Annotated in this window: 21 protein-coding genes and 1 riboswitch; of the genes, 13 read left to right on the top strand and 8 right to left on the bottom strand. The window is 75.3% G+C overall.

Annotation, left to right across the window (positions count from 1 at the left end; translation table 11 throughout):
- The first annotated feature begins 256 nt into the window (after positions 1–256).
- The 3 genes from ACA361_RS30915 to ACA361_RS30905 all read left to right on the top strand — a co-directional run bounded on the left by ACA361_RS30915 (position 257) and on the right by ACA361_RS30905 (position 4,391).
- On the top strand, positions 257–529 hold the full coding sequence (locus ACA361_RS30915) for a hypothetical protein (RefSeq protein ID WP_375017814.1): 273 nt from the start codon (positions 257–259) through the stop codon (positions 527–529).
- A 159-nt stretch (positions 530–688) separates the two neighbouring features.
- A complete protein-coding gene (locus ACA361_RS30910) occupies positions 689–964 on the top strand; it encodes a DUF6504 family protein (RefSeq protein WP_375017812.1) in 276 nt (91 codons plus the stop codon).
- 7 nt (positions 965–971) lie between these two features.
- On the top strand, positions 972–4,391 hold the full coding sequence (locus ACA361_RS30905) for a DNA polymerase III subunit alpha (protein WP_375017810.1): 3,420 nt from the start codon (positions 972–974) through the stop codon (positions 4,389–4,391).
- A gap of 12 nt (positions 4,392–4,403) precedes the next feature.
- Here the strand turns inward: ACA361_RS30905 and ACA361_RS30900 are convergent, their stop codons facing one another.
- From ACA361_RS30900 to ACA361_RS30885, 4 genes are all read right to left on the bottom strand, one after another.
- Entirely contained in the window at positions 4,404–5,072 is a 669-nt protein-coding gene (locus tag ACA361_RS30900; RefSeq protein WP_375017808.1) for a DUF4328 domain-containing protein, read from the bottom strand.
- 86 nt (positions 5,073–5,158) lie between these two features.
- Positions 5,159–5,491: a hypothetical protein gene (locus tag ACA361_RS30895; protein ID WP_375017806.1), complete on the bottom strand. Its 333-nt coding sequence runs from the start codon at positions 5,489–5,491 to the stop codon at positions 5,159–5,161.
- Positions 5,492–5,545: 54 nt separating this feature from the next.
- Positions 5,546–6,193, bottom strand: coding sequence for a response regulator (locus ACA361_RS30890; protein WP_375017804.1), 648 nt, complete (start codon positions 6,191–6,193; stop codon positions 5,546–5,548).
- 13 nt (positions 6,194–6,206) lie between these two features.
- Positions 6,207–7,376: a sensor histidine kinase gene (locus ACA361_RS30885; protein ID WP_375017802.1), complete on the bottom strand. Its 1,170-nt coding sequence runs from the start codon at positions 7,374–7,376 to the stop codon at positions 6,207–6,209.
- 120 nt (positions 7,377–7,496) lie between these two features.
- Between ACA361_RS30885 and ACA361_RS30880 the strand changes: the two genes are divergently transcribed.
- The 5 genes from ACA361_RS30880 (at position 7,497) to ACA361_RS30860 (ending at position 11,597) form a co-directional block, all read left to right on the top strand.
- Positions 7,497–7,634 (top strand): hypothetical protein, encoded by a 138-nt coding sequence (locus ACA361_RS30880; protein ID WP_375017800.1) that lies wholly within the window; start codon positions 7,497–7,499, stop codon positions 7,632–7,634.
- The gene (locus ACA361_RS30875; protein WP_375017798.1) at positions 7,631–8,311 is read left to right on the top strand and encodes an ABC transporter ATP-binding protein; all 681 of its coding nucleotides are present in this window, start codon (positions 7,631–7,633) and stop codon (positions 8,309–8,311) included. Before ACA361_RS30880 ends, ACA361_RS30875 begins: the two co-directional genes overlap by 4 nt.
- On the top strand, positions 8,311–10,254 hold the full coding sequence (locus tag ACA361_RS30870; RefSeq protein ID WP_375017797.1) for an ABC transporter permease: 1,944 nt from the start codon (positions 8,311–8,313) through the stop codon (positions 10,252–10,254). The genes ACA361_RS30875 and ACA361_RS30870 overlap by 1 nt, the downstream gene beginning before the upstream one ends.
- Positions 10,255–10,431: 177 nt before the next feature.
- Entirely contained in the window at positions 10,432–10,644 is a 213-nt protein-coding gene (locus tag ACA361_RS30865; protein WP_375017795.1) for a hypothetical protein, read from the top strand.
- Between the two features lie 167 nt (positions 10,645–10,811).
- Positions 10,812–11,597: a methyltransferase domain-containing protein gene (locus ACA361_RS30860; protein WP_375017794.1), complete on the top strand. Its 786-nt coding sequence runs from the start codon at positions 10,812–10,814 to the stop codon at positions 11,595–11,597.
- A gap of 167 nt (positions 11,598–11,764) precedes the next feature.
- Here the strand turns inward: ACA361_RS30860 and ACA361_RS30855 are convergent, their stop codons facing one another.
- From ACA361_RS30855 to ACA361_RS30845, 3 genes are all read right to left on the bottom strand, one after another.
- The gene (locus ACA361_RS30855) at positions 11,765–12,784 is read right to left on the bottom strand and encodes an LLM class F420-dependent oxidoreductase (protein WP_375017792.1); all 1,020 of its coding nucleotides are present in this window, start codon (positions 12,782–12,784) and stop codon (positions 11,765–11,767) included.
- A gap of 95 nt (positions 12,785–12,879) precedes the next feature.
- Entirely contained in the window at positions 12,880–13,080 is a 201-nt protein-coding gene (locus ACA361_RS30850) for a DUF397 domain-containing protein (RefSeq protein ID WP_375017790.1), read from the bottom strand.
- Positions 13,077–13,919 carry a helix-turn-helix transcriptional regulator gene (locus tag ACA361_RS30845; protein WP_375017788.1) on the bottom strand — a complete coding sequence of 281 codons (843 nt, stop codon included), beginning with the start codon at positions 13,917–13,919 and terminating at the stop codon, positions 13,077–13,079. Before ACA361_RS30845 ends, ACA361_RS30850 begins: the two co-directional genes overlap by 4 nt.
- A gap of 187 nt (positions 13,920–14,106) precedes the next feature.
- Between ACA361_RS30845 and ACA361_RS30840 the strand changes: the two genes are divergently transcribed.
- Complete coding sequence (locus ACA361_RS30840; RefSeq protein WP_375017786.1) at positions 14,107–14,661, top strand: ATP-binding protein; 555 nt, start codon at positions 14,107–14,109, stop codon at positions 14,659–14,661.
- Between the two features lie 15 nt (positions 14,662–14,676).
- Here ACA361_RS30840 and ACA361_RS30835 read toward each other — a convergent pair whose 3' ends face one another.
- Complete coding sequence (locus ACA361_RS30835; protein ID WP_375017784.1) at positions 14,677–15,372, bottom strand: TetR/AcrR family transcriptional regulator; 696 nt, start codon at positions 15,370–15,372, stop codon at positions 14,677–14,679.
- 133 nt (positions 15,373–15,505) lie between these two features.
- Positions 15,506–15,639, top strand: a riboswitch (cobalamin riboswitch).
- A gap of 97 nt (positions 15,640–15,736) precedes the next feature.
- Between ACA361_RS30835 and ACA361_RS30830 the strand changes: the two genes are divergently transcribed.
- The 4 genes from ACA361_RS30830 to cobI are packed head-to-tail and all read left to right on the top strand — an operon-like array spanning position 15,737 to position 20,715.
- Positions 15,737–17,938, top strand: a complete 2,202-nt coding sequence (locus tag ACA361_RS30830; RefSeq protein WP_375017782.1) for a VWA domain-containing protein — start codon at positions 15,737–15,739, stop codon at positions 17,936–17,938.
- A 2-nt stretch (positions 17,939–17,940) separates the two neighbouring features.
- Positions 17,941–18,543: a cob(I)yrinic acid a,c-diamide adenosyltransferase gene (cobO, locus tag ACA361_RS30825; RefSeq protein WP_375017780.1), complete on the top strand. Its 603-nt coding sequence runs from the start codon at positions 17,941–17,943 to the stop codon at positions 18,541–18,543.
- A 4-nt stretch (positions 18,544–18,547) separates the two neighbouring features.
- On the top strand, positions 18,548–19,954 hold the full coding sequence (locus ACA361_RS30820; protein ID WP_375017778.1) for a cobyrinate a,c-diamide synthase: 1,407 nt from the start codon (positions 18,548–18,550) through the stop codon (positions 19,952–19,954).
- The gene (gene cobI / locus ACA361_RS30815; RefSeq protein ID WP_375017776.1) at positions 19,951–20,715 is read left to right on the top strand and encodes a precorrin-2 C(20)-methyltransferase; all 765 of its coding nucleotides are present in this window, start codon (positions 19,951–19,953) and stop codon (positions 20,713–20,715) included. The genes ACA361_RS30820 and cobI overlap by 4 nt, the downstream gene beginning before the upstream one ends.
- Positions 20,716–20,729: the final 14 nt, after the last annotated feature.

The raw sequence follows: 20,729 nt of genomic DNA, 5'->3' as shown, positions 1-20,729 counted from the left end.
GGGCGGAGCGCCCGCGGCAACGCGGTTACAGGCACATCAGCGAAGTGTACGCGGGGTGAACGCGTAAGGGTTACGTCACTCTGGGTAACGGAGGATCGCGGAGAGTCAGGGAAGGAAGACCTCACCTACCTTCCCGGATAAACCCCGAGGTGATCACTTGTCACGGGCCATGCTGGTCGGAGGTCACCGTTCGTCGCCGTCCGAGCGCCGCTCGCCACGGGACGACCGGGATCCCAACCACCAGAGGCGGATGATCGTGTCTGTTGTCGATGCGCAGGAATTCGCCGAGGTCCGGCGCCACCATCTCGCGGCGCTCGCCTACGAGGCCGAGGCGCGCGGGCTGCGCTGGCGGCTGGCCGGTCCGGAGGAGTCGGTGCTCGCCGTCCTGGGCCCCCGCACCCGCCGCCAGATCATGGTCGTCGCCACCCCGGCCCGGGGCGGCTGGAGCTATCTGTGGCCCGGCGGCGGGATCGCCGACGTGGCCGAGGTCGCGGTCGTCGCCGACCGGCTGGTGCGGCTGCTCGTCTAAGCCTGACCTGCGCTTTCCCGGCCCGCGATCCCGGGCCCGCCCCGCCTTGCCTCCCGGGTCCCGGCTTCCCTAGACTCGGTAACGAACACATGTTCGAACGGGCCGCATGCCTTCTTCCCCCGTGCGGTGATCGAGAGGCACAAAGGGCGGGGGAGGCAGATGACGCGCGTGTTCGGCGACCCGGTGGACGTCTGGGTGACCGACGGGCGCCCGGTCCGGTTCGTCTGGCGGGAGCGGCTCTACACCGTACGGCGGGTCCTGGAGCACTGGGTCACGACCCGCGACTGGTGGCGGGAGCAGCAGCCCGAGTCCGACGTGACCGGGGAGCGCGAGTTCTGGCGGGTGGAGGCCACGCCCGACCTGGAGATCGGCGTCTACGAGCTGCGCTACGACGCGGCCACCGACGCCTGGACGCTCTCCCGCGTGTGGGATTGAGGCCGCCGTGCACCTGCATGTCGCGTCCTCGTACTCGCTCCGCCACGGCGTCGCACCGCCGCGCGCGCTCGCCGAGCGGGCGGCCGGCCTGGGCATGGAGACGCTCGCCCTGACCGACCGCGACGGCCTGTACGGCGCGGTCAAGCACGTCCAGGCGTGCACGGCGGCCGGCGTCCGCCCGGTCGTCGGCGCCGACCTGACCATGGCCGGTCCCGAGCCCGGGCCCGAGCGCGGCCAGGGCGGCACGGCCGGCGGCCGCCGCGCGGGCGGTGGCCGGTCCTCCGGGCGGGCGGCCGGGGCCGCCCGCGACGCGGGGGAGCCCGCCGGGCAGGAGCGGGCCGTGGTGCTGGCCACCGGGAAGGCCGGCTGGGGGTCGCTGTGCCGGCTGGTCACGGCGGCGCACGCGGCGGGCGGGCGCGGCCGGCCGGTGACCAGCCGGGAGCTGGTCGGGGCGCACGCCGAGGGGCTGGTCGTGCTGCTCGGGCCGCGCTCGGACGTGGGGCGCGCGATCGCCGAGCGGCGGCCCGACCTGGCGGCGGCCCGGCTGGCGGCCTGGCGGGAGACGGCCGAGGTCGCCGTCGAGATCGTCGACCACCAGGGCCGGGGCGACGGGCACCGCGCGGCGCGGATGCTCGCGCTGGCCCGCGACGCCGGCATCCCGGCGGTGCTGGGGAACGCGGTCCGCTACCTCGATCCGGCCGACCATCCGGTGGCGCAGGTGCTGGACGTCGCGCGCCGGCTCGTGCCGCTGCACCGGCGGCACCTGGAGGACCGGACCGGGCAGGCGTACCTCAAGCCGGCCGAGGAGATGCGCCGGGTCGCCGAGCTGAGCTGCGGGCACGAGGCGGCGGCGGAGCTGCTGGCCGAGACCCGGCGGCTGTCCGAGCGCTGCGCGCTCGACACCGGCGCCGACCTCGGCATGGACCGGGTGCACCTGCCCGACGCGGGCGACGACCCGTACGGGCGGCTCGCGGCCAGGTGCGAGGAGGGGCTCGTCCGGCGCGGGCTGGACCGGTCGGCCGAGGCCGCGCGGCGGCTGGCGCACGAGCTCGGCATCATCGCCCGCAAGGGGCTCGCCTCCTACTTCCTCACCGTCGCCGACGCCGCCGCGCTGATCCGCTCGCTCGGCATCCGCTGCTCGATCCGCGGCTCGGGCGCGGGCTGCCTGGTCAACCATCTGATCGGGATCGGCGACGTGGACCCGCTCCGGCACGACCTGGTGATGGAGCGCTTCCTGGCCGACAGCCGCCCCGGCCTGCCCGACATCGACCTGGACGTGGAGTCCGCGCGGCGCCTGGACGCGTACCGCGCCCTCTTCGACCGGTACGGCTCCGGCAGCGTCGCCTGCGTCTCGATGATGGAGACCTACCGCGCCCGCAGCGCGATCCGCGACGTCGGCGGCGCGGTGGGGCTGCCGCCGAGCGAGATCGACGCGATCGCCAAGGCGTTCCCGCACGTGCGGGCCCGGCAGATCCGCACCGCCCTGCACGAGCTGCCCGAGCTGCGGCAGAGCAACCTGGCGCAGGGGCAGCTGGACGTGCTGTTCCGCATCGCCGAGCGGCTGGACGGCCTGCCCCGGCACGTCGCGATGCACCCCTGCGGCGTGCTGCTGTCCAACCCCACGCTCCGCGACCGCACGCCGGTCGAGCCGAGCCTGCTCGACTTCCCGATGAGCCAGTACGACAAGGACGACGTCGAGGCGATGGGCCTGCTCAAGCTGGACGTCCTGGGCGTGCGGATGCAGTCGGCGATGGCCCACGCGGTCGCGGAGATCGACCGGACCGAGGGCGAGCGGATCGATCTGGAGGCGGTCCCGCACGACGACGAGCCCACGTTCGAGCTGATCCGCACGTCCCGGACGCTCGGCTGCTTCCAGATCGAGTCGCCGGGCCAGCGGGAGCTGATCGGCAGGCTCCAGCCGCGCACGTTCGCCGACCTGATCATCGACATCTCGCTGTTCCGGCCGGGGCCGGTGAACTCCGACATGGTGAACCCGTTCCTGGACTTCCGGCACGGCCGCCGCGCGCCCGCGTACCCGCACCCCGACCTCGAACCGGCCCTGCGCGAGAGCCTCGGCGTCGTGGTCTTCCACGAGCAGGTGCTGCGGATCGTGGACGCGATGACCGGCTGCGGGCTGTCGGACGCCGAGGCGGCCCGGCGGGCGCTGTCGTCCGAGGAGGGGCAGGCCCGGGTCGGCGCGTGGTTCCGCGAGCGGGCCCTCGCCCGCGGCCACGAGGAGGCCACGGTCGACCGGGTCTGGCGGACGCTGACCGCGTTCGGGGCGTTCGGTTTCTGCAAGGCGCACGCGGCGTCGTTCGCGCTGCCCACGTACCAGTCGGCCTGGCTGAAGCGGCACCATCCCGCCGCCTTCTACGCGGGCGTGCTCACCCACGATCCCGGCATGTACCCCAAGCGCGTCATCCTCGACGACGCCCGCCACTTCGGCGTGCCGGTCCTGCCGCTGGACGTCAACCGCTCGGCCGCCGACTGGCGGGTGGAGGACGGCGGCATCCGGGTGGCGCTGGACGAGGTGCGCGGCATCAGCGCGGCCGAGACCGAACGGATCGTCGCCGGCCGGCCCTACACGTCCCTGCCCGACTTCTGGAACCGCGCCCGCGTCTCCCGCCCCACCGCCGAGCGCCTCGCCCTGGCCGGCGGCTTCGACTCCCTGTACGGCCCCGGGACGTCCCGCCGCGACCTGCTCTGCCAGGTGGGGGCGCTGGACCGGGCGGCGGCGCGGCCGGCCGTCGAGGGCCAGCTGCCCCTCGGCGACCTGGTCGAGCCGATCCCGGCCGGCGAGCTGCCGCCGATGACGCCGGGCGAGATGGTCGAGGCGGAGCTGGACATCCTCGGCATGGACGTCAGCCGCCACGTCCTGACGTTCTACGCCGACCTGCTCGACCACCTGGGCGCCGTCCGCGCCGCCGACCTCCCCGGCCGCGGGCAGGGCGAGGAGATCCTGGTCGCCGGGGTCAAGGTCGCCACCCAGACGCCCGCCGTGCGGTCGGGGCAGCGCGTCATCTTCGCCACCCTGGACGACTCGACGGGCCCGGTCGACCTGGCGTTCTTCGAGTCCGTCCAGGACCGCTGCGCCGCGACCCTCTTCGGCTCCTGGCTGCTGCTCGTCCGGGGGAGGCTCCGGCGGCCGGGCGCCCGCGCCGTCTCGCTGACCGCCGCCGACTGCTGGGACCTGGCCGCGCTGAACGAGGCGTGGCGGCAGGGCGGTCCCGAGGCCCTGCGGCGGGCGATGGCCCCGCGGGGCCCGGCCGGGCGGTCCCCGCGCCGGCCGGCCCGCCATCTCACCTACGCCAACGGGTTCGCGATGTCGCCGTACTCCGACATCGGCCACGCGGGCGAGTCGGTCAAGCGGCCCCCGGCCCGGCTCTGGCACGCCAGCGGCGGCAGCTCCGGCCCCACCCTGCCGTGACCCCGCCGCGGGTCAGCGCTGCTCTCTGGTGATCTCGAAGACGGTGGCCATGCAGAGGGCGGCGGCGAGGGCCTGGCAGGCGGTCGCGGCCACGCCCACATGGACGGCGAAGCGGGCCTCGGCGAGCGTGTGCACGCTGCTGATCGTGAAGATCTTGCCGAGGCCGACGCCGAGCACGACGCAGGTCCACCAGCCGGTGACGATCATCGCGGCGGCGTGCCGCTGGGGGGCGCGGAAGCGGCCGCTGGTGACCCAGACGTCGTACACGATGCGGGGCGGGACCCACAGGTTGACCAGCGGGCAGAACCAGCCGAACAGCACCCACGCGCGGTGGTGGCGGTGCGGGCCCGGGGACTGGCCGTACGCGCGCCACAGCCAGGCGAGGTAGAGCAGCCCGGTCACCCCGGCCATCACCGCGCAGATCACGAAGACGTCGGTGTACGGGGCCAGGGCCTCGGCGGTGCGGACCGGGTCGTAGGTGTCGTGGGTGGCGCGGTGCAGCGGCCGGATCAGCCGGATCAGGCTGATGCCGGAGCCGAGGGCGATGAACGCGTTGAAGCCGAGGAGCATGAAGACCGCCACGCCGACGGCGCGGAAGTCGCGGCGGCGGGCCCAGGCGCCGCAGGCCGGGCAGCGCGTCACCTCGGTCGGGATGATGTCGCCGCACAGTGCACACGGCATGATCCACCTCCGCAGGGACGTCTCGGCCGATGTCCGGATCCTACGGACGTTTGACCGGTTTCGCCGCGCGGGGGTTCGCGGCCGGCTCAGATTCGCAGCACCCAGCGGGTGGCGAGGAGCGCGAGCGTGACGGCCACCGCGGCCCAGGCGGCGAGGCGGGGCAGCGTGCCGCCGTCCAGGAGCCGCCGCGGGCGGAAGCCGGTGACCAGCACCAGCGCCCACCATTCGGCGGCGAGCGCGATCGTGCCGTGCAGCGCGCCGAAGCCGGTGGTGGCGCAGAAGAGCACCAGGCCGGGGGCGGTCATCAGATGCGCGGCCAGGGCGGTGCGGCGCGCGAAGCCGGCCGGGGCGCGGGCCAGGCCCAGCGTGACCGCGAGCCAGCCCGTACCGGCGAGCAGCCACAGGACCAGGACCGGCACGGGGATGCCGCTCAGCGACTCGAGTAGCAGGACGTTCCTTTCGGCGAGAGCGGATCAGCGCATCAGGCCGGTCTCCCAGGCCCAGGCGGCGATCTCGACGCGGTTGCGGGCGTCCAGCTTGCGGAAGACGCTGCCCAGATGGGTCTTCACCGTGGAGAGCGAGACGAACAGCTCCCCGGCGATCTCGTCGTTCGTCCGGCCCCGCGCGATGAGGCGGACGACGTCGAGCTCGCGCTCGGTGAGCGCCTCCCGGGGCGGGGACGGCGGCGCGGCCGGGGCGGCGAGCCGTTCCAGCAGGCGGACGGTGACCGTGGGCGAGACCAGCGACCCGCCGTTGGCCGCCGCCCGCACCGCCTCCACGAGCAGCGCGGGACCGCCGTCCTTGAGCAGGAAGCCGGCCGCGCCGCCGCGCAGCGCGCCGTAGACGTACTCGTCCATGTCGAACGTGGTGACGATCACGATCCGGAGCGGGTCGGGCACCGCGGGCCCGGCCAGCAGCCGGGTGGCCTCCAGGCCGTCCATCCCGGGCATCCGGATGTCGAACAGGCACACGTCCGGGCGCAGCCCGCGCGCCAGCTCCACCGCCCGGACGCCGTCGGCGGCCTCCCCGACCACCTCCATGTCCGGCTGCGAGTCGATGATCATCCGGAATCCGGTCCGGACCATCTCCTGGTCGTCGGCGATGAGTACGCGGATGGTCACGCGGGCGATTCTCTCAGGTACCCGGAATGACCGCGACGACCTCCCAGCCGCCCTCGGGCCGCGGCCCCGCGGTCAGCCGCCCGCCGATCGCCTCGACCCGCTCGCCCAGCCCGGCCAGCCCGAACCCGCCGGACGGCAGCCGCCGGCCGCCCCGCCCGCGGCCGTCGTCGCGGACCGCCACCTCGATCGAGCCGTCCGCCAGCCGGGCCGCGCCGACGTGCACGGCGGTGGCGTCGGCGGCGTGCTTGCGCGCGTTCGTCAGCGCCTCCTGCACGACCCGGTGGACGGACGTCGCCACCTCGGGCGGGAGCGTGCCGAGGCCGGGATCGAGGGACAGCGTCGCCGGCGGGTGCGCGAACCTCGCCACCAGCTCCTCCACCTGGTCCAGCCCGCCGACCGGCCGCCGGCCGGCGTGCCCGTCGGCGGCGCCGCCGTCCTGGGCGTCGCGGAGCAGGCCCACCATGCGGCGCATCGAGGTCAGCGCCTCGGTGCCGGCCGCCTCGATGTCGCCGAGCATCCGGTCGAGCCGCTCGGGGTCCTGCGCGGCGGCCGTACCGGCGGTGAACCGGGCCGCCTGCGCCTGGACGACGATCCCGGTCACGTGGTGGGCGACGAAGTCGTGCAGGTCGCGGGCCAGGTCGAGCCGCTCGTCGCGGCGCGCGTCCGCCAGCGCCCGGGCCCGCCGCGCGTCCACCGCCCGCAGGTAGAGCCCGGCGCCGACGGCGACCGCCACCAGCACCGCCAGCGGCGCCGTGAGGACGACCATGGCGATCGTCGACCCGCGCAGCGGCAGCACCACGACCGTGAACCCCACGAACCCGGCCAGCGGCAGCAGCACGGGCGGCTGGGAGCGCCACACGATCCGGCCGAGCAGGACCAGCAGCGCCGGCAGCTCGATCAGGACGCTGGGGCCCTGCACCGGGACGTCCCAGAACTGGATGATCAGCGTCATCGCCAGCGACGGCACCGCGGCGACCAGCGCCCCCGCCCGGTCGCGGCCGGGCAGCAGCGCCGCGGTCGCGCCCACGGCGGCGACCGCGACCAGGAGCAGGCTCGCCGGCTCCGAGTGGAGGCCGAACACGTTCAGCAGCAGGAACAGGGCGGTGCAGCCCCCCGCGACGACGCGGAAGAGGCAGCCGCTCACCGACTGGACGCGGTCCAGCCGCGCCCCCTGGACGTCCATGACCCGCAGGCTACGACCTGGCGCGTACCGCTCGGATCGGCCATTCGGCCGATGGGCGGCCGTACGGACCGAACCTACGCCCGATGTGGCGGACCCCACCCTTCTCGCAGGCTGGAGGGCATGAACCCGCTGAATCTGATCTTCCTCCCGGCGCTGGCCGCCTTCCTCGCCTTCGTGATCTACGGCGGGCTGGTGCTGCCCGCCCGCGAGATCGCCGACTCCGTCCGCGCCCGGCGGTCCGGGGGCGGTGCGGCGTGACCGGCGCGATCCTGCACGGCGGTGGGCTGGAGAAGCGGTTCGGGACCACCGTGGCGCTGAACGGCATCACGCTCACCGTGGGCCGCGCCGAAGCCGTGGCGATCATGGGGCCGAGCGGCTCCGGCAAGTCGACGCTGCTGCACTGCCTGGCCGGGATCATGCGGCCGGACGCGGGCGAGGTGCACCTGCTGGGGCAGCGCATCGACACGCTCGGCGAGCGGCGCCGCAGCGAGCTGCGGCGGACCCGCTTCGGCTTCGTGTTCCAGTCCGGGCAGCTGCTCCCGGAACTGCCCGCCGACGAGAACGTGGCGCTGCCGCTGATGCTCGGCGGCACGGCGCGGCGCGAGGCCGTCCGGTCGGCCCGGGCGTGGTTCGGGCCGCTCGGCCTGGCGGGCATGGAGGACCGCCGCCCCGGCGAGCTGTCGGGCGGCCAGGCGCAGCGCGTGGCGATCGCGCGGGCGCTGGCCGCGCGGCCCGCCGTCGTCTTCGCCGACGAGCCCACCGGCGCGCTCGACCAGGCCACCGGGCACGACACGATGCGGCTGCTCGCCGACGCGACCAAGCGGAACGGGGCGTCCCTCGTGGTCGTCACGCACGACCCGGACGTCGCCGCCTGGTGCGACCGCACGGTCGAGGTCCGCGACGGCCGGATCCTCGCGGCGGACGGGGCACGCTGATGGGCGCCGGCCGTACCCTCTTCGGGCTCACCTGGCGGCTGCTGCGCGGCGGCGGCCCGCTCGGCCCGCTCCTCACGCTGGCCGCGGTCGCGCTGTCGACCGGCCTGCTGCTGTTCGCGGCGGGGGCCAACCACGCGTTCGCCGAACGGGCCGACGCGGACGCCTGGCGCGACCCCGTCAAGGCCGCCGGGACACCCACCGCCGTCGAGGCCAAGGCCACCGACTCCGTCCGCGGCCGCCCGCTCACGATCGTGGACCTGGCGGCCCTGTCCGGCCGCGCGCCCGTACCGCCGGGCATGGAACGGTTCCCCGCGCCGGGCGAGGTCTGGGTGTCGCCCGCGCTCGCCGCGCTGATGAAGGAGCTGCCGCCGGGCGAGCTGGCGGAGCGCTTCGCCGGCGCCCCCGCCGGGACGCTCGGCCGCGCCGCCGTCGAGCACCCGGACGAGCTGGTCGCCGTCGTCGGCCGTACGGCGGACGACCCCGCCATGACGGCCGGGCGGCCCGTGGCGGGCGGCGTCGACACGGTCGCCGGGCCGGAGCGGATCGACGCGTACGCCACCGGCGCGGCGACGACCCGTGCCCAGATGTACCGGATCCTGATGTACGTCGCGTCGGTGCTGATGGTCGTTCCGCTGCTGGTCTTCGGCGGCGCCGCGGCCCGGCTCACCGTCGCGCGCCGCGACCGGCGGCTGGCCGCGCTGCGGCTGGCGGGCGCGACGCCCGGCCAGGTGGTCGCGATCACCACGGCCGAGGCCGTGCTGACCGCCGCCGCCGGGGCCGTGCTCGGAACCGTCCTGTACGCCGCCGCGATCCCCGCGCTGGCGCGGATCCGGATCGCCGGCGGCGGCTGGTACGCCGGCGACCTGTGGCCGGGCCACCTCATGCTGCTCGGGGTCCTGGCGGCCGTGCCGCTGTTCGTCGGCGCCAGCGCCGTCGCCGGGCTGCGCCGCGTCGTGATCGGCCCGCTGGGGGTGGCGCAGCGGCACACGCCGCCCGCGATGCGCGCGGTACGGGCCGTCGCGCTGGTCGTGCTGATCGTCGCGTTCGGTGTCATCGGCGGCGGCGTGACGCGCATGGGGAACCTCGGCGTGGCGATCCTGCTGGTCTTCCTGGCGCTGGCGTTCCTCGCGCTCAACTTCGCCGGGCCCTGGGTGGTCTGGACGCTCGGCCACCTCACCGCCGCCACCGCCCGCCGCCCCGCCGGGCTCCTGGCCGGCCGCCGGCTGATCGACGACCCGCGCTCGGCCTGGCGGACGGTCGCGGGCGTGGCGCTGACCGGGTTCGTCGCCGGATTCCTGGCCCTGCTCGACCCGGGCGCCGCCGGTACCGGCCCCGCCGACCGGCTCGACCTGGCCGTCCCGAAGGACCGCGCCGCCGCGGTCGCCGCCCAGGTTCGCGACCGCCTGGACGGCCTCCCCGCCAGGGTCACGGTCACGCCCGGGGAGGACCGGGCCCTCGTGTCCGCCACGGTGACCGGCGGTGCGGCCGCCGTCGACCGCGCCCGCACGGCCCTCGCCGGCACCGTCCCCGGGAAGGTCGCGACCGCCCCCGCCGACACGGGCGCCGCCGGCTACCTGCTTGCGGACCTGCGCACCGGGTCGCTGACCGTGCTGGTCGTGTCGTTCCTCATCGCGGTCACCAGCGCGGGCATCACCGGCGCCGGCTCCGTCCTGGACCGGCGGCGGACGTACGAGGCGCTGCGCCTGGCCGGAACGCCGCTGGCGGTCCTGGACCGCGCGCGCCGCCAGGAGGTGCTCGTCCCGCTCGCGGTCATGGGCGGCGGCTCGCTGCTCACCGGCCTGTTCTTCGCGCTCCCGTTCGCCTCGGGCTTCGGCTCCGCCGGCGCGCTGACCCTGCTGGCCGCGGCCGTCCTGGGCTTCGCCGGAGTCCTCGGCGCGAGCGCCCTGAGCCGCCCGCTTCTGCGTTCGGTCACGGGCGAATAGCCGTTCGAGAAAATGTCGGACCCGGGACGTAAGTTAGCAGCGTGATCCGGGGTACACCGGGGAATAGGCATCGAACCGGGGAGCTTGTTCGGTGCGTACCTCCGGGTATCTCCCGTCCGGCGGAACGGCCCTCAGGGGGAGGGCGGTCCACCGGATTCGCAGAAAGGGGTAGTGGCAGTGAGCGAAGCGACCGGCACGTTCCACCTTACTCACCCGCGGCTGGACGGACCCGCCGAGCGGACCGTCATCGAACCGTGGCTCACCCAGCTCTCCCACATGACCGTCAACGCCTACGCCGAGCCGGCCGCCCCCGCGCTCGCGATGGTCGAACCCCTGCCCGTCCCGGAGCCCGCCGCCGCCCGCCGCCTCGTCCTGGCGGAGGCCGCGTAGCCCACCAGGCAGGACGCCTCGCGCCACCGGATCCCCGCACCCGCCACAGGGTGCGGGGATCCGTTTTCTCAGCCCCTCCCGTCTCGCATATTGATACAGAATTCTCAGATATTGGTCACTCGTTCTAGGGTGAGGGGCATCGGCCACGCGCATGAGGGGTGATTCCGATGAGCTACGTCCATGGCCATCACGCGACCGTTCTGAGCTCGCACCAGTGGCGGACGGTGGAGAACTCCGCCGCCTACCTGGTCGAGCACCTCCGGCCCGGGGCCACCGTCCTGGACGTGGGCTGCGGACCCGGGACGATCACGGCCGGGCTGGCCGAGCGCGTCGCCCCCGGCAAGGTCACGGGCGTGGACGCCGCCGCCTCCGTGCTGGACGAGGCCCGCCGGGCGACCGAGGGGCTGAACGTCGAGTTCGCCGTCGCCGACGTCCACGCGCTGGACTTCGCCGACGCGACCTTCGACGTCGTCCACGCGCACCAGGTCCTGCAGCACGTGCCCGACCCCGTGCGGGCGCTGCGCGAGATGCGCCGCGTCTGCAAGCCGGGCGGTGTCGTGGCCGCGCGGGACGCCGACTTCGGCACGATGGCCTGGTACCCGAGTCCGCCCGGCATGGACGCGTGGCGTCCCGTCTACTACCGGACGGCCCGCGACGGCGGCGGCGAGCCCGACGGCGGCCGCCGCCTGGTGTCCTGGGCGCGCGCGGCGGGCTTCACCGACGTCACCGCGAGCGCGTCCGCGTGGTGCTACTCCACGCCCGAGGAGCGCGAGTGGTGGAGCGAGTCGTGGGGCGGCCGCATGCTGCGCTCGTCGGTCGCCGACCGTGCGGTCGCAGGGGGCCACGCCACCCGGGCGGAACTGGAGCGCATCTACGCGGGCTGGAAGGAGTGGGCCGCCGCCGAGGACGGCTGGTACTCGGTCACCCACGGTGAGGTCGTCTGCCGCCGCTGACCGCCCGGCCGGATGAGCGCAATAGGGAGGGGGCGGCCCGGCCGAGCCGGGCCGCCCCTCCCTATGCCCCGGTCGTGGGGTGGCACCCACGGTGAATCTAGGGCGGTCACGCGCGGTAAGGAACTTGCCGTTACGTGAGTATGTTCGAACGTCCAGGTGCCGACTTTCTATCCGCGGACGAGATCGCGGAGGGCGCGCAGGGTGGGCTCGTCCTTGACGCCGGCGAACAGCAGGGTGGTCACCGGGCTGTCGCGCCAGAGCTGGAGGCGCTCCTTGATGCGGCCGATCGGGCCGAGCAGCGAGATGGAGTCGGCGAGCTCGTCGGGGACGGCGGCGATGGCCTCGGCGCGACGGCCGGACAGGAAGAGCTCCTGGACGCGGGCGGCCTGCTCGGCGTAGCCGAGGCGGCCGATCAGGTCGAGGTGGAAGTTCCTGTCCTTGGCGCCCATCCCGCCGATGTAGAAGGCGAGGGGGATCTTGGCGAACTCCAGCGCGGAGGCGACGTCGTCGGTGACGATCGCGGTGACGGTGGCGGCGATCTCGAAGTCGTCCGGGCGGCCGGCCAGGGACTCCCCGAACAGCGGCTCGATCTGCGTGGGGTCGACGAACAGGGGGAGCCAGCCCTGGGTGAGCTCGGCGGCCAGCGCGATGTTCTTGGGCCCCTCGGCGCCCAGGTAGACCGGGATGACCGGGCGGACCGGGTGGACGATCGACTTCAGCGGCTTGCCGAGGCCCGCGCCGCCCGGGTAGGGGAGCGGGTAGTGCGGGCCGTCGCTGGTCACGGGCTCCTCGCGGCGCCAGACCTTGCGGACGATGTCGAGGTACTCGCGGGTACGGGCGAGCGGCTTCGGGAACGGCTGCCCGTACCAGCCCTCGACGACCTGCGGGCCGGAGGCGCCGAGGCCCAGGATGACGCGGCCGCCGGACAGGGCGTCGAGGGTGAGGGCGTGCATCGCGGTGGCGGCGGGGGTGCGGGCCGACATCTGCACCACGGCGGTGCCCAGCTTGATCTTCGAGGTGCGGGCGGCGTACCAGGTCAGCGGCGTGAACGCGTCGGAGCCGTAGGCTTCGGCGGTGAACACGCAGTCGTAGCCGAGGCGCTCGGCGGCCAGGACGGTCTCGGTCTGGTCCTCCGGGTCGCGCTGCCAGTAGCCGGTGTTGATGCCGAGCTTCAGTTCCGAGGTCATGGCGCGATAGTAGAACACGTTCTACTTTCGGTGGAAGGGCCGGAACGGTGAGGGGCCGCGGCGGATCGCCGCGGCCCCTCGGATCGCTTCCTCGCTCAGACGGTCCTGATGCCCTCAAGCAGGGCCCGCCACTGGTCCGGCGTGAAGCTCAGAGCCGGACCGGACGGGTCCTTGGAGTCGCGGACCGCGCGCCGGCCGCCGGTGAGCGCCGCGACTTCGACGCACTGGTTGCCGCTCCCGCTGTAGGACGACTTGCGCCAGCGGGCCCGGGTGAGGTCACCATCGGGGTGGTTCACTTGCTGCTCCTTGCTGCCTCGGCGATGAGGTGCGCGGAATCCTCTGGGGGAAGGGCGGCCGCCGCGACGCGGTCGAAGCGGTCTCCATGTGTTGCTATTGCCTCGGCGCTTTCGAGATAAACGTCGCCCATGGTGCCCTCTACGTAGGCGATATCGGGGTCCGCGGGGTTCGGGAACGAAAGTATCGTGAAACGTCCGTCAAGTCCGGCATGTGCTCCCGTGTCGTACCGGAGGATCTGGATCTCGATCCGCGGCCGGGCCGCGAACTCCAGCAGCGCCTCCAGCTGGGCCCGCATGACCGCCGGCCCGCCGATCGGGCGGTGCAGCACGCACTCGTCGAAGACCAGGTGCAGCCGCGGCGCCTCCTCGCGGTCCAGCAGCTTCTGCCGGGCCTTGCGGGCGTCGATCCGGCGCTCGATCTCGGTGGGGCCGGGCAGCATCCGGCCCGCCGTGATGACCTCCCGCGCGTACGCCTCGGTCTGGAGCAGCCCGTGGATCAGCTGCGTGTCCCAGGCCCGGATCCGCGACGCCTCGTCCTCCAGCGCCACGTAGCTGCCGGTGAAGACGTCCGCGTAGGCCGTCCACCAGCCGCGCTGGCCCGCCTCGCGGGCCAGGTTGATGAGGGCGTCCCGGTCGGGGCTGGGGACGCCGTACAGGTCGAGCAGGTCGGCGATGTCGCCGGGCTTGGGGCGGGTCTGCCCCGTCTCCAGCCGGGAAACGGTGGCCCGCGACCAGTCCAGCCGGTCCGCCACCTCTTGCAGGGTGAGCCCCTGCGTCTCTCGCAGCCTGCGCAGCTCGCGGGCCAGCCGGCGGCCGCGCACGGTGGGGCGATAGGTCATGGGCCGAGAGTCTCTCTATTCGGTCGGTGCCGTTCAAGGCATACGAGCAAGCCGGTAACGGCAATCTCGCGAAGCGTGTTGCGGAACTGAGAATCTCACGCGAAGCTGTGCTCATGTGACCGAACGGAAACACTCAGTGACCGTGCGGTTCACCACCGCGCACCACGGAACTACACGGGAGGATCCCGTGAAGACCTCGCCAGAGACGGCCGGCCTCGCCGGTCACGCCCCGTACCCGCCGGCCTCCCTCGGCGACGCCGTCCCCCTCGCACCGACCGTCCCGCCACAGGTCCCGACCGCCGCGGTCCCCGCCGCGCCGCCGTCCGGTGGCCTGACCTGGACGCTGCCGGCGGGCCCCGCCTGCGCCGGCCACGCCCGGTCCACGCTGGCCGCGGCGCTGGCCGAGGCGGGCGTGCCGCGCGCCGCCGCCGGCGACGCGCGGCTGATGGTCAGCGAGCTGGCCACCAACGCCCACCAGCACGCCCGCGAGCACGGCCCGCACGAGCTGTGGCTGTACGCGGGGCCGCCCGGCGAGCTGCGGTGCGCGGTGTTCGACCGGCACGCGGCCACGCTGCTGCCCGCCTACTCCTGGACGTCCGGCGACTACGGCCGCGGGCTCAGCATCGTCCGCGAGCTGTCGGACGGCCGCTGGGGCATGCTGCGCACGTTCTCGCGCCGCGCGCCCGGGGTGCCGGGCAAGGCGGTCTGGTTCGCGGTGCCCGGCGAGGCCCGGCTGCCCTGACGGCGGCCCCGGCCGTCAGGCGCCGGCCGGGGCCGCCGCCGCGTCGCCGGCCTCGGCCCCGTCTCCCGCTTCGGTTCCGGCCGCGCGGGCGTCCTCGACGGCGGGGGCGATGTCGGTCAGCAGCGCCAGCAGCGAGCGGGACAGCAGCGTGTACACCTGCCCGCGGTCGAGGGTGCCCTCCTGGAGCCACTGGCGGGTGGCCGCCTCCGCCAGCCCGGAGTACGTGCGCAGCACGGCCCGCAGCGTGCCGGTCGGCTCCATCCGCAGCACGGCGAGCATGTGCTCGACCGTCAGGTCGCGGAACCGGTTGACGATGTGCAGGAGCTGCGGGTCGCGCCCGAACCCCTCGGCGTCCACCGCCGCGAACCAGGTCGTCGCGTTCCCCTCGGCGGCCTCCAGGAAGAGCCGGACGCACAGGTCGACGGCCTCCTCCAGGGAACGGTTCTCGTCCGGCGGCGGGGCCACCATCGCGGCCGCGCCGGACAGGTCCCGGACGACCTCCAGGAACAGCTCGCGCTTGGTGCCGAAGTAGTAGTGCAGGAGCCCGCGCCGCACCCCGGCCTCCGCCGCGATCGCGGACGTGGAGACCTCGGCGTACGGCAGCTCGGTGAACATCCGCCGCGCGACGCCGAGGATCTGGTCGCGCCGCTCGTCCGGGGACAGCCGCTGGTAGCGGCGGGAATCCGGGCTGCGGGAGGGTGACTGGGCCACCCGGACAGCCTATGCGGCGGCGCGACCGGCGGGCCCGCCCCGGGGCTCGCGCGGGGCCCGCCGCGGCGCTGTCACCTGGGCGCGACTTGGGCCGGTCAGGGCGGTATGCCATCCTGTGCAGGCGACGGAAGCGGAGGAACCCGGTGCGAATCCGGGGCTGTCCCGCAACTGTGACCATGGGGAGCTCCCCCTCGAAAGCGGCCACGGCGTCCCGCCAGGGACGCTGGAAGGCCGAGGGGGAGCGGCGATCCGGGAGCCAGGAGACTCCGGCCGTCGTGGCGGGCGCTCCGGTGCCCGCGAACAGCCGCCACGGGCGTGGACACCCGAGGGAAGGACGATGAGGCATGCCCTGTCTGATGGGCCGATGAGCCGTGCGCGCGCCGCCGCGGCGCGCTACCCCTTTTCCGCCGTCGTCGGGATGGACGACCTCAAGCTGGCGCTGCTGATCAACGCGGTGTCCCCGGGCGTGGGCGGCGTGCTGGTACGGGGCGAGAAGGGCACCGCCAAGTCGACGATCGTCCGCGCGCTGGCCGATCTGCTGCCGTCGACGCGGGTGGTGGCGGGCTGCCGGTTCGCCTGCGACCCGCGCGACCCCGATCCCGGCTGCCCCGACGGCCCGCACCCGGTGTACGACGCCGAGGACGAGGACGGCGGGGCCGGAACGGCCGGCGAGGGCGGGGACGGATCCGGCGCGCCGGTCGAGCCGCCCGGGACCGAGGAGCGCCCGGCGCGGCTGGTCGAGCTCCCCGTCGGCGCCTCCGAGGACCGCCTCACCGGCTCCCTCGACATCGAGCGCGCGCTCACCGAGGGCGTGAAGGCGTACGAGCCGGGCCTGCTGGCCGCCGCGCACCGCGGCGTCCTGTACGTCGACGAGGTCAACCTGCTGCACGACCACCTGGTGGACCTGCTGCTGGACGCGGCGGCGATGGGCGAGTCGTACGTCGAGCGCGAGGGCGTGTCGGTCCGGCACGCCGCGCGCTTCCTGCTGGTCGGCACGATGAACCCGGAGGAGGGCGAGCTGCGGCCGCAGCTGCTCGACCGGTTCGGGCTCACGGTCGAGGTGGCGGCGACCCGCGATCCGGCCGAGCGGGCGGAGGTCGTCCGGCGCCGGCTGGACTTCGAGGAGGACCCGGTGCGGTTCGCGGCCGGGTGGGCGCTGGCCGAGGCGGAGCTGGCCGCCCGGATCGCCGCCGCGCAGTCCCGGCTGCCGCGGGTGGAGCTGACCGACGCCGCGCTCCGCCAGATCACCGCGGTGTGCGCCGCGTTCGAGGTGGACGGGTTGCGCGCCGACCTGGTGACGGCGCGCGCCGCGATCGCGCTGGCGGCCTGGCACCGGCGGACCGTGGTGACCGCCGAGGACGTCCGGACGGCGGCCCGGCTGGCGCTGCCGCACCGGCGCCGCCGCGACCCGTTCGACGCGCCCGGCCTCGACGAGCGGCGGCTCGACGAGATCCTCGACGAGCACGCCGCCCCGGAACCGGAGCGGCCCGAAGCCGAGCCCGAGCCGCGCCCCGGGCCCGAGCCGCGGCCGGAGCCGCCGCGCGACGGCGAGGACGGCGGCGGCGAGGGGCCGCCCGAGGACGACGGCCCGGACGGCGACGGCGGCGGCGGTCCCGGCGGTGGCGGGCGGCCGGACGATCGGCCCGGCGGCGCGCTCAGCGTGCTGGACGCCCTGCTCAGCGGCCGTCCCGTGACCGAGTCCGACGGCGAGCGACCCGCCGACGAGCGGCACGCCCCCGAGACCGGCGAGTCCGGCCGCCCGGACGGGACCGATCCCGCGCCCGCCGACGCCGCGTTCCGGCCCCGGCTGTTCACGGTGCCGGGGACCGGCGCGGGCGCGCCCGGCCGCCGCTCCAAGGCGCGCAGCCCGTACGGCCGCGTGTCCGGCGCCCGCCCCGGCGCGCGCGGCCTGCACCTGGCCGCCACGCTCCGCGCCGCCGCCCCGCACCAGCACGCGCGCGGCCGTACCGGCGCCGGGATGATCGTCGCGCCGCCCGACCTGCGCGAGGCGGTACGGGACGGCCGCGAGGGCAACCTGGTGCTGTTCGTCGTCGACGCCAGCGGCTCGATGGCGGCGCGGCACCGGATGCGCGCGGTCAAGGGCGCGGTGCGCAGCCTGCTGCTGGACGCCTACCAGCGCCGCGACAAGGTCGGCCTGATCACGTTCCGCGGTACCGGCGCGGAGGTCGCGCTGCCGCCGACGTCGTCGGTGGAGGCCGGGGCGCGGCGGCTGGACCGGCTGCCCACCGGCGGCCGCACGCCGCTGGCGGCCGGGCTGCTGCGCGCCGCCGAGACGCTGCGGGTGGAGCGGATGCGCGACCCGGCCCGCCGCCCGCTGCTGGTCGTGGTCACCGACGGCCGCGCCACCCACGGCCCGGACCCGGCGGCCGCCGCGGCGGCCCTGGCGGGCGTGGCGGCGGTGGTCGTCGACTGCGAGTCCGGCCCGGTACGGCTCGGGCTGGCGGCCGAGCTGGGCGCGCGGCTCGGCGCCGAGACCGTGCGGCTGGAGGAGCTCGGCGCCGACGGCCTGGCCGGAGTCGTCCGGTCTTCGAGGAAGGTGGCGTAGGGATGCCGCAGGGGAAGCCGGAGTACGTTCCCGAGGACGGGCTGACGACCAGGCAGCGCCGGAACCGGCCGCTGGTGATCGTCCACACGGGCCCGGGCAAGGGGAAGTCGACCGCCGCCTTCGGGCTGGCGCTGCGCGCGTGGAACCAGGGCTGGCCGGTCGGGGTGTTCCAGTTCGTGAAGTCGGCCAAGTGGCGGATCGGCGAGGAGCACGCGCTGCGCGTGCTCGGCGAGAGCGCCGAGGGCGGCGCGGTGACGTGGAACAAGATGGGCGAGGGCTGGTCGTGGATCCAGCGCCCGGGCAGCGAGGCCGACCACGAGGCCGACGCCCGGGAGGGCTGGGAGCAGATCAAGCGGGACCTGGCCGCCGAGACGTACCGCTTCTACGTCCTGGACGAGTTCACGTACCCGATGAAGTGGGGCTGGATCGACGTCGAGGACGTCATCGCGGCGCTGCGCGACCGGCCCGGCGCGCAGCATGTCGTGATCACCGGCCGGGACGCCGACCCTCGGCTGCTGGAGTTCGCCGACCTGGTCACCGAGATGGGCAAGGTCAAGCATCCGATGGACCGGGGCCAGAAGGGCCAGAAGGGCATCGAATGGTGAGCCGATGGTGACCGGACCGCCCCGCCTGGTCATCGCGGCGCCCGCCTCGGGCAGCGGCAAGACGACCGTGGCCACGGGCCTGATGGCGGCGTTCGCGGCGCGCGGCGCGATCGTGTCGCCGCACAAGGTGGGGCCCGACTACATCGATCCCGGCTACCACGCGCTGGCGACCGGCCGTCCCGGCCGCAACCTCGACCCGTGGCTGACGTCGGAGGAGCTGATCGTCCCGCTGCTGCTGCACGGCGCGGCGGGCGCGGACCTCGCGATCGTCGAGGGGGTCATGGGCCTGTACGACGGTGCCTCCCCCCGCTCCTGGGGCGGAGCCCTGGGGGTCCGGGGGTCCGCCCCCGGGAACGGCACCGAGCAGGGCGGGTTCGCGTCGACGGCGCATGTCGCGGGCCTGCTGGCCGCGCCGGTGGTGCTGGTCGTCGACGCGGCGGCGGCCGGGCGCTCGGTGGCGGCCACCGTGCACGGATTCCGGACGTACGAGGACATCCGCCTCGGCGGCGTGATCCTCAACCGGATCGGGTCGGACGGCCACGAGCGCATGTGCCGGGAGGCGATCGAGGAGCTGGGCGTGCCGGTCCTGGGCGCGCTGCGCCGCCGCGACGACGTCGCGAAGCCGTCCCGGCACCTCGGGCTCGTCCCGGCCGCCGAGCGCGGCGCCGAGGCCGTCGCGACCGTCGAGCGCATCGGCGCGCTGGTCGCGGAGTCCTGCGACCTGGACGCCGTGATGGCGGTGGCCCGGACCGCACCCGGCCTGCGCGAAGAGCCCTGGGACCCGCGCGCGCGGGTCGCCGCCCGGAACGGGCCGGCGCCGCGGATCGCGGTCGCGGGCGGGCCGGCGTTCACGTTCGGGTACGCCGAGAACGAGGAGCTGCTGGCCGCCGCCGGCGCCGAGGTCGTCCGGTTCGACCCGCTGCGCGACGAGCGCCTGCCGGACGGGACGCGCGGCGTCGTCATCGGCGGCGGCTTCCCCGAGGTGTACGCGCCGGACCTGTCGGCGAACGCGCCGCTGCGCCGCGACGTCGCCGCGTTCGCCGCCGCGGGCGGCCCCGTGTACGCCGAGTGCGCCGGCCTGCTGTACCTGGCCCGCGAGCTGGACGGCGAGCCGATGTGCGGCGTCCTGGACGACGTGACCGCGACGATGGCGCCGCGCCTGACGCTGGGCTACCGGTCGGCGGTCGCCGTCTCCGACTCCGTCGTCGCCCGTACGGGCGAGCGCGTCCGCGGCCACGAGTTCCACCGGACGGTGACCGACCCGGCGCACGGCGGTACGGCGGCGTGGCAGTGGTCGACGGCCGGGCCGGAGGGTTTCGTGCGGGGCCGTTGCGTCGCCTCGTACCTCCACCTTCACTGGGCGGGGGAGCCCGCGTTCGCGGAACGGATGATCGAGGAGGCGGCCGAATGACCACCGAGCGAGGCGGGCGGAACGGGCCGCCGCGGCTGGTCGGGATCGGCGTCGGGCCGGGCGATCCGGAGCTGGTGACCGTCCAGGGCGTGCGGATCCTCCGGGAGGCCGACGTCGTCCTCGTGCCGGTCATGGCGCTGGACGAGGAGGGCCGCGCCGAGTCGGTCGTCCGCGCGTACACCGACGGGGCCGAGCGCGTCGTGTTCGCGCTCAACGACCGCGGCGGCGTCACGCCCCGCCGCGCCGCCGCCTGGGACGCCGCCGCCGCGCGGGTCGTCCGCGCGTTCGACGAGGGCGCCGCGACCGTCGCGTTCGCCACCATCGGCGACCCGAACGTCTACTCGACCTTCACCTACCTGGCGCAGACCGTACGGGAGCTGCGCCCGGAGACCGAGATCGCCACCGTGCCCGGCATCACCGCGATGCAGGACCTGGCCGCCCGTTCCGGAACGGTGCTCGCCGAGGGCTCGGAGTCGATCGGGCTGGTGCCGCTGGCCGGCGGCGCCGACCCGGTCGCCGCGTTCCGGGCGGCGCTGGCGACCGGCGACACCGTCGTGGCGTACAAGTTCGGCGCGGTCGCCGCCGAGGTGATCGAGGCGCTCAAGGAGGCCGGCCGGCTCGACGGCGCCCGGTACGGGACGCGGCTCGGCCTGCCGGGCGAGGAGATCCGGCCGGCCCGCGAGCTGAGCGGGCCCGTCCCGTACCTGTCCACGCTGATCGTGCCGGGGCACCGCCGTACGGTGCGGGGAGGAAGGCTCTGATGGGCACGGAGACG

The sequence above is a fragment of the Actinomadura sp. 21ATH genome (assembly GCF_041951345.1).
Taxonomy (GTDB): Bacteria; Actinomycetota; Actinomycetes; order Streptosporangiales; family Streptosporangiaceae; genus Spirillospora.
Note: the sequence above shows the minus strand (reverse complement) of the source record. Positions and strands in the feature narration are given on the sequence as shown.